Source organism: Saccharothrix obliqua (genome assembly GCF_019375475.1).
Lineage (GTDB): Bacteria > Actinomycetota > Actinomycetes > Mycobacteriales > Pseudonocardiaceae > Actinosynnema > Actinosynnema obliqua.
Genome location: NZ_JAHXGQ010000013.1, coordinates 137646 through 149546, shown reverse-complemented (window position 1 = coordinate 149546; position 11901 = coordinate 137646). Strand labels below are relative to the sequence as shown.

Below are 11901 nucleotides of genomic sequence, written 5' to 3'. Positions count from 1 at the left end.
CGGGTTGTCGAGACGTGGCGACCGCCGATCTGTACTCTCCTGAACCGCGCAACAGGGGGCGGTAGCTCAGCTGGTCAGAGCAGCGGACTCATAATCCGTCAGGTCGTGGGTTCGAGCCCCACCCGCCCCACCACGTCGTTCCGGGTTCGCGGTGACGAAGTAACAGCTGTGCTCGTCACCGTGACCGCGTGACCTCCTACCGTGACGATTCCCGGGCGACACGAGGATCCGAAGGCTGCGCAGTCGCGAGTTCAGGCACCGCTCGCCGGATTTCAGCGGTGATGTGCGCCAGGTCCTGAGATATATTCCGGTAGTCGAATCTCAGGTATTGCAGCCTTGCCAGGGTCTTCAGCTCCGGCGGTAGCGCGTCGGCGCGCAAGCGCTCCGTCCCGGACAGCAGTACGGGAATCACCCGTATGTTCCTCCTCAAGGCTCGTGATATCTCGATCACCACCCAGTCGCTCGTGTCCGCGGAGGCATCGAAAGAATCCTGCCAGTCGGGACCGATGATGACGACCATGGCTGAGCACAAGTCCAACGCTGTGCTCAGGCCGACCTCGTAATCCTCGCCGGCGAGAATCGATCGGCCTGCTCGGAAAACGCTTTCCGGGCCGAACTGTTGGGATAACCCGTAGTCCAACAAGGCTGCGGCGTAGGCGTCATCTCGTCTCCGGTAGTTGATGAATATCGAAGTCAAGTGGCGATCCTGTCTGGAGGGGACCGATATGCTTCGGCTGCTACGCGGAGACGTTCGGCGCGTGATCCGTTCGGGTCCCCGACGCGCCCGAGAGGCTAGTCTACGCTGGTGCGCGTGCGCTACGGTGGGCACGTGACCGGTGTCGTGGTGATACGCGTCACATATCCGCAGCCCAATAATCGAATGGACTCAAGTGGCTGAGACGACGGCGCACTGCAGTTTATCTACCCACTCCTGGGATACGCTGCGATTAATTCAGTGGCAGATTGACAGATATGATCGCATGCGGGCATCGACGTCGTCCCGTGCGGCTGTCCTGTTGAGCGCGGATGCGGCGTTGCTGGCCGCCTCTATTCTGGAGGCCAACGCGTTTCTGCAAGCATCCGGGATCGCTTTCTGGGTGGTGCTTCTGATGCGCACCCTGTCTGTTGTGACGATCGTGTTGACTGTTGTTTCACTGACATTCTGTACCAACGCGGTAGCTGCTTGGCGTACCACTCGGCGAATGCACAGGAAGGAGATCCCGAGTAGGTTCATGTTCAACTGGGGTGACACGCTGGCATCGGTCGACGGTTATAGCAACTTTGCGACGACCGTCACGGCCCAGTCGATCGACGATGTCCACAAGAGCGCGATGGCCGAACTGTGGACGGCAATTTTGCAGCACCAGCGCAGGCACAAGCACATGAGGTACGGCATCCACACGTTCCGGTTCGCGTTGATTTCGTTCGTGGCAGCCGCGGTGCTTGTGATCGTCACTCGTTGACCCGGGTGGGGCACCGCGGTGCCTGGCGTGCGGAGGTGCCTGTGGCGGTCGAGTCGGGCGGTCAAGGCACGTCGCGCTTGTACTGGAGTCGACCGGCGTCCAAGTGCAACCGATGATGCGGCGGGGACGGATGATCTCGTCGCTGAACCAGCCGCACACTCCGCCCGCTCACGAACCGTCGCGGCGGGCGGACGGCGGCTGGCGGGACGTGGACCGGGACAGCGGCAGGTCGCCGGGGGCGCACCACAGGTCGACCGGCTGTTCACCGCGGTCCGCCAGGACGAGGCGTCCCGCGCGGACCGCGGCGTGGTGACCGACCTGTGGTCAGGCGCCCTTCGGGGAGAGGGTGAAGAAGCGCTGCTGCCAGAGGGTGTACAGGGTGGACCGGGTCAGTGGCGTGAGGGGGCCCAGGGCGGACAACGGGGTTTCGCCGTCCGCTTTGGACAGGAGGTCGAAGACCTCCGGGGTGAGGGTTGCCCGGGGTCCCGCCGAGTGGGCCAGGGAGATCTCTCCCACGGGTGGCTCGCCGACCTGCCAGTGCTGGGTCAGGCGGGTGTCCGGGCGCAGCTTCGGGACCAGGTCGTCCAGCAGCTCGGTGGTCGGCGCGCGGCGGGTGATCAGGTGGTCCTCCACGACCAGCACGTCGATCTCCGTCGTCAGGAACGTGGTGATGGCGTCGTGCACGGTCTGCACGATGGGCTCGGCGTTGTTGTTGAACGACGTGTTGAGCAGCACCGGCACGCCGGTGAGTTCGCCGAACCGGTTGATCAACGCGTGGAACCGGGGGTTCGCGTCCGCCGACACCACCTGCACCCGCGCCGTGCCGTCGACGTGGGTCACCGCGCCGAGCGTGGCGCGGTGGGCTTCGCGGACGTGCACCACGAAACCCATGAACGCGTGGTCGGCGGCAGTGGGGGTGAGGTCGAAGTAGGTGTCCGCCGCCTCCGCCGCGACCGCCGGTGCGAACGGGCGGAAACCCTCGCGCTTCTTCACCATCGCGTTGATCCGGTCGCGGTTCTCCACCGGCCTGGGGTCGGCCAGGATGCTGCGGTTGCCCAGCGCCCGCGGGCCGAACTCGGCACGCCCGTGCGCCCAGCCGACCACCTTGCCCTCGGCCAGCAGCTCGGCGGTGGCGGCGACGACGTCGGTCGGCCGGTGGACGTCCAGCAGACCCGACCACGCCGCCAGGTCGCGCGTGACCTCGGCGGGCGTGCCCGGGGTCGGTCCCAGGGACGCGGTCGTCAGCCGGGTGTGCCGGGTGCGGCGGTCGCCCAGGACGCGGGCGGCGTGGATGGCCGCGCCCTCGGCCGCGCCCGCGTCGTGCGACGACGGGTGCACGAACACCTTCTCGAACAGGCCGGAGCGCAGGATGAGGCCGTTCAGGCTGCTGTTGTGCGCCACGCCGCCGGTGAAGCACAACGCGCGGGCGCCGGTCTTGTGCGCCCAGTGCGTGAAGACGTGCATCGCCAACGTCTCCAGCATCTCCTGGAGCGCGGCGGCGAAGTCCTTGTGCTGCTGCGTCGGCTCCTCACCCGCGCGGCGAGGCGTGAAACCGATCTCCTGGAACGGCCACAGCGTCGGGTTGAAGTCGGGGATCGACGGGGTCAGGCGGTACTCGCCGTCGTCGAGCAGCGCGTACAGGCGGGCGAAGTGCTCGCGGTACGTCTCCGGGTTCCCGTACGGGGCAAGGCCCATCACCTTGTACTCGTCGCCGAAGCCGTAGCCGACCTGGCCGATCGCGTTCTGGTACAGCAGTCCCAGCGACTGGGGGACCGAGTACGTGTGCAGCTCGTGCAGCTCGGCGTCACGCCCCTGGTACACCGTGCCGGACACGACCTCGCCGCGGCCGTCCAAGACCACCACGAGGGCGTCGGAGAAGCCGGAACGGGCGTAGGACGACCACGCGTGCGCCACGTGGTGCTGCGTGAACAGGAGGCGGTCGTCCGGCAGGTCCCAGTCGAAGCGGTCCTTCAGCAGGCCGTGCAGCACTTCGCGCGCGAAGCGCACCGGCTGCGCCGGGACGTCGGCGTGGAAGTTCGCCAGGCCCAGGTCGGTGAACCGGTGGTTGAAGTAGTAACCGATCGCGTCGACGTCGGACGTCCGCGCGCCGGCCAGGTCGAGGCACGCCTGAATCGCGCCGGACGGGAAGCGGTTCGTTTTCTTGATCCGGTTGAACCGTTCTTCTTCCACCGCCGCGACCAATTCACCGTCACGCACCAGGCACGCCGCCGCGTCGTGCATGTAGCTGCGGTAAAGGTCCGGCACCAGGTCGAAGTGCCCACTGATCCCCAGAGTCAGCATGTCGTCACCGAACCACGGGCCCGGATCGCCGGGACACCGCTGATCGGTCGGTTCGGCGACTGCCGAACGTCCCAGGTGCAGGCGGGTGCGCGGCGGGGCCTACGGCATCGCGAAGCGCGGGTGCGGTGCTCCGGGTGCGCCGCGGGGCGGGGTGGTCAACGGGGCGGCGGCGCTCCCAGGTGGATGCCGCCGTTGACCACGTTCGCCTGCACGCCGTGGAACGCGCCGTTCACCACGTTCACCACGCGCCCCTGATATTCCGGTTCGGGCTCGTCGGGTGGGGCCACGGCGGTCGCGGTGCGGGTGTCGAAACCCGGTACGCGCACCCAGGTGGTTTCCGCGAATTCCTTGTCCCGCACCTCCAGGGGGCTGAAATCGGTTCGGCGGACGTGCGTCGTGTAATCGCCGCCGAACGCGTCGCGCAAGGCGGTGGCGGACACGATGAGCGCGGTGTTCATCCCGGAGCACCGGGCGACGAGGTCCTTGAACGCCGGGGCGTTGAGCATCCGGTTGAGGGAGATCTTCGGCGCGTAGTAGCCGGGGTGCGGGCCCACCGGGCCGACCTCGACCGCCAGCCGCAGCCGGATGTCCGGCCTGCGCCTGCGGTTGTGCTCCTCCGCCAGCGCCTCCAGGTGGTGCACGGCGTCGAGCACCGCGCCCAACCGGCGGCTCGGCAGGGTGAGCAGGGCGCCGTCACCGGTCGACTCCCACTCCAGCACGTCACCGCGGCCGAGGCCCGCCGTGGCGAGCGCGTCGCGAACCATCTCCTCCACCGCTACCCGCACGGTGTCGAGGTGGTACCCCTCGTTCCGCGCCGAGCCCACCACGTCGACGCCCAGCAGCGCCCGCTGCTCAGGAACCCGCATGGTGGTGATTTTCCGGCGGGACGGGCTCGGCTTCTCCCGGAAAATGCGGAATCGCCGCCGGGTGGTTCGGGACGGTGGCGGCCGGTTCGGGCCGGGCTGCGGACGGTGTGGTGGGGCGCGGGGGTCGGGGGCGGACGGTGTGGTGGGGCGCGGCGGCGGACGGTGTGGCGGGGCGTGGGGTAGGTGTGGACGGGGTGCGGGGTGCGGGGTGCGGGGTAGGGGGCGGACGGCGTGGCGAAGAGGCGGGTTAAGGGTTGAGCAGTCGGGACAAGGCCGGTGGGTCGGTGAGGGTGAAGCTCAGCCGCGACGTCCGCAGCAGGCCCCGTGCGCGCAAACCGCCGAGCGCCGTCTCCACGCTCTTCTCCGACGCGGCGACGGCGTCGGCCAGGTCGCGCTGGCTCAGGCCGTCCAGGCGCAAACCGTGGTCCGTCCGCCTGCCCTGCTCGGTGACCCACTTCAGCAGCACCGCCGCCACCCGCGAGCCGACCTCCATGGTTTGGGTGAGGCGGCGTTCGTCGGCGTCGTGCAGGCGCTTGAGGATGGTGTGGTCGACCAGCGCGCGGACGTCCTCGTTCTGGTCGCGCAACCGCAGGAACGCGCTCGCCGCGAGGTGCACGGCCCGCCCGGCGGACAGCGCGACGACGTGCGCGCTGCGCGGCCGGCCGTGGACGACGCCCAGCTCGCCGGTCAGGTCGCCCCGCCCCGCCAGGCCGACCAGCGGCTCGACGCCGTGACCGGGCAGCAACGTCTTCAGCAGGCCGGACTCGACGAGGAGCACCTCGTCACTGGGCGTGCCGGCGGTGATCAGCCGGTCGCCGCGGCGGAACGGCGCGGAGCGACCGGCGGCGCGGACCTCCGCCCGGCCCCGGTCGGCAGCGTGGTCGGGCATGGCGCCCCATCGTGCCGACCCTCACGCCCCGGGTGTGCCGGAATCCACCGCGTTCACACGTTCAGGGGAGAGCGGGCTCCGCAGCGTCTCTATCCGCGCCTGGTTGCGCGAACCCCACTCGCCCAGCGGCTCCAGCGCCTCGTTCAGCGACTCGCCCAGGGCGGTCAGCGTGTACTCCACCCGCGGCACGACTTCGGCGAACGTCCGGCGGGACACCAGTTCGTCCGCCTCCAGCTCGCGCAACTGCTGCGTCAGCACCTTCTCGCTCACCCCGGGCACCAACCGCTTCAACTCGCCGAACCGCTTGCTGCCGGTGGTCAGCGCCCACAGGATGAGGACCTTCCACTTGCCGTCGATGACGTCGATCGCCACGTCGACGCCGCACGCGTACGGCCGCTTGCGCCGCATCCGCCGGGACCCCCTGTCGGTCTGGGACTGGTTACTCCGAGGTGCGTGCTTACCAGATCGTGCGTACTTGATCAGTTTAGGCAGGGCCCCGACCATGGTCCGGGTGACCAGTGAACGGGTGATCAGCGGACGTGTGCCCACCGGACGGACGAAGCAGCCGGTGACGGTCCTCGGCCTGGGTTCGATGGGCACGGCGCTCGCGGCGGCGTTCCGGCGCGCGGGCCACCCGACCACCACGTGGACGCGCTCCCACCGGCGGGGACCCGCCGGCACGGCGGACGCCGCCACCGCGGCGGCGGCGGTGGCGGCGAGCCCGCTGGTCGCGGTGTGCGTGCTGGACTACCAGGCGGTGGACGCGGTGCTGGCCGGCGAGCTGACCGGCAAGGCGGTGGTGAACCTGACCACCGGCACGCCCGAGCAGGCACGCGTGCTGGCGGCCCGGGTCGTCGAGCGGGGTGGCGAGTACCTCGACGGCGGCATCCTCGTCACCCCGCCCGCGATCGGCTCACCCACCGCCACGGTCCTCTACTCCGGCTCGCCGGACGCGTTCCAGGCCAACGACCGCGTGCTCACCGCGCTCGGCGCGGCGCGGTACCTCGGCGCGGACCCCGGCCTGGCCGCGTTGTACGACGCCGCGCTGCTGGGCATCGCGTACTCGACCGTGACCGGGTTCCTCCAGGCCGCCGCGCTGGTCGGCCGGGAGGAGGTGTCCGCCGCGCGCTTCCTGCCGTACGCGCGGGAGGTGCTGGCCACGACGTCCGCCTCGCTGACCGCGGTCGCGCGGCGGGTCGACTCCGGCGAGCACACCGGCCTCGACGCGCGGCTCGACGTGCGGTTGTCCGCGGTCGAGCACCTGGTGCACGCCGGGCAGGTGCGCGGGATCGACACCACGATCCTGGAGCACGTGCGGGCGTTGCTGGCGCAGGCGGTCGCGGACGGGCACGGAGCGGCTGATTACTCGGCGGTGATCGAGCTGCTTCGTGAGCCGTGAGCCGGCGGTGTGGCTTGCTGAGTCTCAAGCCGACCACGTGCTCACCGGAGGCTGCCGCACGGTGGTGTTGATGCGGTTGAAGAGGTTCGTCATGGCGATCATGAGGGTGATCGCGGCGAGCCCCCGCTCGTCGTAGTGCTCGGTCGCGGCGGCCCACACCTCGTCGCTCACCGCGTCCGGCCGGTCGGCCAGCCTGGTCGCCGCCTCGGCCAGGTCCAGCGCCGCGCGCTCGGCGGCGGTGAACCGGTCCGACTCCCGCCACGCGGCGAGCAGCACCAGCCGGTCCAGGTCCTCGCCCGCCTTCTTCGCGCTGCTCAGCCCGAAGTCGACGCAGGCGGTGCACCCGTTGATCTGGCTGGCGCGCAGGTGCACGAGTTCCAGCGTGGTCTGCGGCACGCCACCGGTCTGGATGGCCTGGATGAGCTGGTTGATGGCCTTCATGGCGTCGGGCAGGACCGCCACGGGGTTCTTCATCCTGGGGTTCACACCGCGTTGACGGATGGGACCGCCCGGATGTGACCTGTGCGGACGGGTATGACCGCAGGTAGCATCGGTGGTGTGAAAATCAGTGTGAGTTTGCCAGAGGAAGACGTAGAGTTCGTCGATCGCTACTCCCGGCAACACCGAAGCGCCTCCCGATCGTCCGTGATCCAGCAGGCGATCGGGCTGCTGAGGGAAGCCGGACTGGAGAGCGCCTACGCCGACGCGTGGGACGAGTGGGAAGCCGACGGTGAGGCCGAGATGTGGGACGTGACCGCGGCAGACGGTGTCGTCGATGCGTCGAGGTGAGGTCTACTGGGTCGATCTGGAGCCCGCGCTCGGCGCCGAGGCGAACAAGATCCGACCGGCCGTCGTCGTGAGCAACGACGCGGCCAACCGCGCCGCCGGACGGGGCGGTCGGGGTGTCGTGACCATCGTGCCGATCACCTCCAACACCACGCGCGTGTACCCGTTCCAGGTACTGCTGCCCGCCGCGGAGTGCGGGCTCTCCACCGACTCCAAGGCCCAGGCCGAGCAGGTGCGCACGATCGCCGCGGCCCGCCTGCGCGCCCGGATCGGCGTGCTGCCGCCGGCCGTGCTCAAGCAGCTCGACGAAGCGCTGAGGCTGCACCTCGCGCTGTGAGCGGCCGGTGAGCCGTCGCCGACCCACCGGCCGGGGGTGCTACTGCTCGACCACCTTGATGGCGCCCGCCGGGCACAGGTGCGCGGCTTCCCGCGCCTGGTCCTCGTGACCGACCGCGGTCGGGTCGAGCAGCACCACGGTGCCGTCGACCTCGTCCTGGTCGAACACGTCGGGGTCGGTCAGCGCGCACATGCCGGATCCCGCGCAGCGGTCCGGGTCGACTTCGATCCTCATCAGGGCCCCTCGATACTCAGAACGCCACCGGCAGGCTGTGCACGCCGTAGATGGCCATGTCGCTCCTCATCGGCACTTCCGCCGCGGGCACCGCCAACCGCAGGTCCGGGAACTCCCGGATCAACGCGTGGTACGCCACGCGCATCTCGATCCGCGCCAACTGCTGCCCGAGGCACTGGTGCACGCCGTGGCCGAAGCCCAGGTGCCCCGTGGCCGAGCGCCGGAAGTCCAGCTCGTCCGGTCGTTCGAACCGCTTCGGGTCGCGGTTGACGGCGGGCGCGGAGATCAGCACGTTGTCACCGGCGGCGATCACCACCCCACCCACCTCGACGTCCTCCAGCGCGACCCGGGACGGGCCGAGCTGGATGATCGTCAGGTAACGCATCAGCTCCTCGACGGCGTTGTCGATCAGCGTCGGGTCCTCCCGCAGCGCCTGGAGCTGTTCCGGGTGCTCCAGCAGTGCCAGGGTACCGATGCCGATCATGTTGGCGGTCGTCTCGTGACCGGCGACGAGCAGCAGGAGGCCCATGTTGGCGACCTCCTCGTCGGTCAGCTCACCGGTCTCGATGAGGCCGGTCAGCATGTCGTCGCCGGGCTCGTCGTGCTTGCGCCGCACGAGGTCGGCGACGAACGCCTCGATCCGCTGGAACGCCGCCATGATCACCTCGAAGTCGTTGTCGAGGTTGAACGTCGTCCGCGTCTCGCGCTGGAACTCGTCGCGGTCCTCGTAGGGCACGCCCAGCAGCTCGCAGATCACCATGGACGGCACCGGCAGCGCGAACTCGCGCACCAGGTCGGCGCCCGGACCCGCCGCGCGCAGCGCCGCGAGGTGGTCCGCCACGATCTGCTCGATGCGCGGCTTCAACTTGTTCATCCGGCGCACGGTGAACTGGCCGGTGAGCAGCTTGCGGTAGCGGGCGTGGTCCTCGCCGTCCATGCCGATGAACATCCCGGGCTTCGCCGGCTGGGGTCTCGGCGAGACCTGGCCGCCCACGCGGACCGGCGAGTGCCGCAGTTCCGACCGGCTGCTGAAGCGCCGGTCGGCCAGCACCGCGCGGGCCAGTTCGTGGCTGGTGATCAGCCAGCCGAGGTGCCCGTCCGGGAAGCGCAGCCGCGCGACGGGCTCGGTCGTGCGCAGTTCCCCCAGTACGGCGGGCGGGTTCAGCCGGTGCTCGCGCTCCAGCGGGATCCCGTCTAAGGCCGAGGGTGATCCTGAGTCGAGAGTTTCGGTCATCTCGCACACCTCCCAGTGCGTCGGTGGACCTCCTTTGGAAGGTACAGAAGATTCACGAAGTCGTGAAGTAAATAAGTCGTAAGATAATTGAGTTGGTACGAGTGATAGCAGGTGTGCTACAAAGTGGCGCGTGAGTTGGACGGGTGGGGCATGGGCGCCGCCACTGTCGGAGGGGGTGACCGGGGTGGTCATAGACGTGCGCGACCTGCGGATGCGGTACGGCTCCGTGGACGTGCTGCACGGGGTGGACTTCACCGCGGAGCAGGGGGAGGTCGTCGCGCTGCTCGGGCCGAACGGCGCGGGCAAGACCACGACCATCGAGATCCTGGAGGGCTTCCGGCTCCCGTCGGCGGGCCACGTGCGGGTGCTCGGCGTGGAACCGGCGAAGGGTGACGAGGTCTGGCGGGCGAAGCTGGGCGTGGTGCTCCAGTCCTGGCGCGACCACGCGCGGTGGCGGGTGCGGGAGCTGCTCGACCACCTCGGGCGGTACTACGAGCCCTACGGCACGCCCGGCCGGGCGCGGCCGTTCCCCACCGACGAGCTGATCAGCACGGTGGGGCTGGAGGAGCACGCGGCGAAGAAGGTCGGCAAGCTCTCCGGCGGCCAGCGGCGGCGGCTCGACGTGGCGATCGGCATCGTCGGCAAGCCCGAGCTGCTGTTCCTGGACGAGCCCACGGCCGGTTTCGACCCGCACGCCCGCCGCGACTTCCACGACCTGGTGCACCGGCTCGCCGACCTGGAGGGCATGACCATCCTGCTCACCACGCACGACCTCGCGGAGGCGGAGAAGCTCGCCGACCGCATCCTGGTCCTCGCGGGCGGCCGGATCATCGCCGACGGCAGCCCCGACCAGCTCGGCAGGCAGGTCGCGGGCAAGGCCGAGGTGCGGTGGACGCAGGACGGCAGGCGGCACGTGCACGCCACCGACGACGCCACCGGGTTCGTGCGCGAGCTGTTCGCCCAGCACGACCGCGGCATCTCCGAGCTGGAGGTGCGGCGCAACACGTTGGAGGACACCTACCTGGCCCTCGTGCAGCGGCACGAGAGCGGCCAGGCGACGGAGGAGGAGGTGGCGGTCCTGTGAACGCGCGAACGCACGCCGCGAAGCTCGGCCTGCGCCGGGGGTGGATGGAGTTCCGGCACACCCTGGGCAGCTCCGACCAGTTCTTCAACGTGCTCATGGGCATCGCGTTCCTGATCGTGCTGTGGTTCCAGCGCGATTTGACGGTGCCGGGCACCACCGTGTCGCTGGCCGCGCTGACGCTGCCCAGCATGTTGGGCATGGCGGTCGCGTTCAACGGCATCGTCGGCCCGGCGGGCCAGTTGTCGATGAACCGCGAGGACGGCACGCTGCTGCGGGCCAAGGCCGTGCCCAACGGGATGGTCGGCTACCTCCTCGGGCGGGTCACCCAGACGTCGCTGGACCTGCTGGTCACCCTGCTGGTCGTGTTCGTGCCCGGCTACCTGGTGGTCGGCGGGCTGAGCGGTGTCGGGGTGCCGGAGGTCCTCTACCTGCTGGTCGTGCTGGTGGTCGGGATGGCGGCCACGCTGCCGTGGGGCGCGGTGATCGGCTCGCTCGCCAAGAGCCCGCAGGGCGCGATGGGCTTCACCATGCTGCCGATCATGGGTGTCATCGCGATCTCCGGGATCTTCTACCCCATCACGGCCATCCCGGGCTGGTTGCAGGTCGTGGCCCAGGGGTTCCCGGTGTACTGGCTGGGTCTGGGCACCCGGTCGGCGCTGCTGCCCGACGCCGCTGCCGCCGCGGAGCTGACCGGGTCGTGGCGGACCCTGGAGATGTTCGGGGTGCTCGGGGTGTGGGCCGTGCTCGGGTTCCTGGTCGCGCCTACGATTCTGCGACGAATGGCCCGGCGGGAGTCGGGGTCGGACATGGAGCAGCGGCGGCAGGCCGCGCTCCAGAGGGGCGTGGGGTGAGCGAGACCGTCTACAACCGCATCGCGATGCTCCGCGCTGAGCGCGGGGTGTCGCGGCGGCAGTTGTCCGAGGCGTTGGGGATCCACTACCAGACCGTCGGGTACCTGGAGCGTGGTGAGTACAGCCCCAGCCTCTATCTCGCGTTGCGGATCGCGCAGTATTTCGAGGTGGCGGTGGAGGTGGTGTTCTCCACCGATCCGTTTCCGCGGTTGGGTAGTTCGGCTGAGCAGTCGGCGTAGGGGTCTTGAAAAGCGTCCTCGCCGGACGGGCAGACCGCCAAGGAGAACATTTGAGAGCGCCGTCGTGTTCTCCCCGTATGGCCTGGTCAAGACAACCACCCTTTGCCAGGGAGGGCAAGCGAAAAGCGTGCTTGCCCTCCCTGGCAAAGCGCGGTTCGCTGGCGCGCAGGCCATACGGGGAGAACACGACGGGGGGCGTTCTGTGCTGCGCGGCAGTG

General features: G+C 69.6%; 15 protein-coding genes and 1 tRNA gene. 8 read left to right on the top strand and 8 right to left on the bottom strand.

Features of this window, described 5'->3' with window-relative positions; genetic code table 11:
• Window positions 1-55: 55 nt before the first annotated feature.
• A tRNA-Ile gene (locus tag KZQ38_RS31640) sits at window positions 56-133 on the top strand.
• Window positions 134-196: 63 nt separating this feature from the next.
• Here the strand turns inward: KZQ38_RS31640 and KZQ38_RS31635 are convergent.
• The gene (locus tag KZQ38_RS31635; protein WP_219447396.1) at window positions 197-697 is read right to left on the bottom strand and encodes a toll/interleukin-1 receptor domain-containing protein; all 501 of its coding nucleotides are present in this window, start codon (window positions 695-697) and stop codon (window positions 197-199) included.
• 193 nt (window positions 698-890) lie between these two features.
• On the opposite strand from KZQ38_RS31635, the gene KZQ38_RS31630 reads away from it, so the two are divergent.
• Window positions 891-1463 carry a hypothetical protein gene (locus tag KZQ38_RS31630; RefSeq protein WP_219447395.1) on the top strand — a complete coding sequence of 191 codons (573 nt, stop codon included), beginning with the start codon at window positions 891-893 and terminating at the stop codon, window positions 1461-1463.
• 324 nt (window positions 1464-1787) lie between these two features.
• Here KZQ38_RS31630 and KZQ38_RS31625 read toward each other — a convergent pair whose 3' ends face one another.
• The 4 genes from KZQ38_RS31625 to KZQ38_RS31610 all read right to left on the bottom strand — a co-directional run bounded on the left by KZQ38_RS31625 (window position 1788) and on the right by KZQ38_RS31610 (window position 5927).
• Window positions 1788-3764, bottom strand: coding sequence for a carbamoyltransferase family protein (locus KZQ38_RS31625; protein ID WP_219447394.1), 1977 nt, complete (start codon window positions 3762-3764; stop codon window positions 1788-1790).
• Window positions 3765-3919: 155 nt separating this feature from the next.
• Window positions 3920-4630, bottom strand: a complete 711-nt coding sequence (locus KZQ38_RS31620) for a hypothetical protein (protein WP_219447393.1) — start codon at window positions 4628-4630, stop codon at window positions 3920-3922.
• A gap of 247 nt (window positions 4631-4877) precedes the next feature.
• Window positions 4878-5519, bottom strand: coding sequence for a Crp/Fnr family transcriptional regulator (locus KZQ38_RS31615; RefSeq protein WP_219447391.1), 642 nt, complete (start codon window positions 5517-5519; stop codon window positions 4878-4880).
• Window positions 5520-5540: 21 nt separating this feature from the next.
• The gene (locus KZQ38_RS31610) at window positions 5541-5927 is read right to left on the bottom strand and encodes a winged helix-turn-helix transcriptional regulator (RefSeq protein WP_219447389.1); all 387 of its coding nucleotides are present in this window, start codon (window positions 5925-5927) and stop codon (window positions 5541-5543) included.
• Window positions 5928-6030: 103 nt separating this feature from the next.
• Between KZQ38_RS31610 and KZQ38_RS31605 the strand changes: the two genes are divergently transcribed.
• Complete coding sequence (locus KZQ38_RS31605; RefSeq protein WP_219447387.1) at window positions 6031-6918, top strand: NAD(P)-dependent oxidoreductase; 888 nt, start codon at window positions 6031-6033, stop codon at window positions 6916-6918.
• Window positions 6919-6942: 24 nt separating this feature from the next.
• Here the strand turns inward: KZQ38_RS31605 and KZQ38_RS31600 are convergent, their stop codons facing one another.
• A complete protein-coding gene (locus KZQ38_RS31600; RefSeq protein ID WP_257902646.1) occupies window positions 6943-7392 on the bottom strand; it encodes a carboxymuconolactone decarboxylase family protein in 450 nt (149 codons plus the stop codon).
• An 84-nt stretch (window positions 7393-7476) separates the two neighbouring features.
• Here KZQ38_RS31600 and KZQ38_RS31595 point away from each other — a divergent pair, with 84 nt between their 5' ends.
• Both KZQ38_RS31595 and KZQ38_RS31590 read left to right on the top strand, forming a co-directional pair.
• Window positions 7477-7707 carry a ribbon-helix-helix domain-containing protein gene (locus tag KZQ38_RS31595; protein WP_219447384.1) on the top strand — a complete coding sequence of 77 codons (231 nt, stop codon included), beginning with the start codon at window positions 7477-7479 and terminating at the stop codon, window positions 7705-7707.
• On the top strand, window positions 7694-8041 hold the full coding sequence (locus KZQ38_RS31590; protein WP_219447383.1) for a type II toxin-antitoxin system PemK/MazF family toxin: 348 nt from the start codon (window positions 7694-7696) through the stop codon (window positions 8039-8041). The genes KZQ38_RS31595 and KZQ38_RS31590 overlap by 14 nt, the downstream gene beginning before the upstream one ends.
• 39 nt (window positions 8042-8080) lie before the next feature.
• On the opposite strand, the gene KZQ38_RS31585 is transcribed toward KZQ38_RS31590, so the two are convergent.
• Both KZQ38_RS31585 and KZQ38_RS31580 read right to left on the bottom strand, forming a co-directional pair.
• A complete protein-coding gene (locus KZQ38_RS31585) occupies window positions 8081-8278 on the bottom strand; it encodes a ferredoxin (RefSeq protein WP_257902700.1) in 198 nt (65 codons plus the stop codon).
• A gap of 13 nt (window positions 8279-8291) precedes the next feature.
• Entirely contained in the window at window positions 8292-9509 is a 1218-nt protein-coding gene (locus tag KZQ38_RS31580; RefSeq protein WP_219447381.1) for a cytochrome P450, read from the bottom strand.
• A gap of 211 nt (window positions 9510-9720) precedes the next feature.
• Between KZQ38_RS31580 and KZQ38_RS31575 the strand changes: the two genes are divergently transcribed.
• From KZQ38_RS31575 to KZQ38_RS31565, 3 genes are read left to right on the top strand one after another with little or no spacing between them, the layout of a single operon-like run.
• Window positions 9721-10593, top strand: coding sequence for an ABC transporter ATP-binding protein (locus KZQ38_RS31575; protein ID WP_219447517.1), 873 nt, complete (start codon window positions 9721-9723; stop codon window positions 10591-10593).
• Window positions 10590-11444, top strand: a complete 855-nt coding sequence (locus KZQ38_RS31570; protein WP_219447380.1) for an ABC transporter permease — start codon at window positions 10590-10592, stop codon at window positions 11442-11444. Before KZQ38_RS31575 ends, KZQ38_RS31570 begins: the two co-directional genes overlap by 4 nt.
• A complete protein-coding gene (locus KZQ38_RS31565; RefSeq protein ID WP_219447379.1) occupies window positions 11441-11683 on the top strand; it encodes a helix-turn-helix transcriptional regulator in 243 nt (80 codons plus the stop codon). Before KZQ38_RS31570 ends, KZQ38_RS31565 begins: the two co-directional genes overlap by 4 nt.
• Window positions 11684-11901 lie beyond the last annotated feature (218 nt).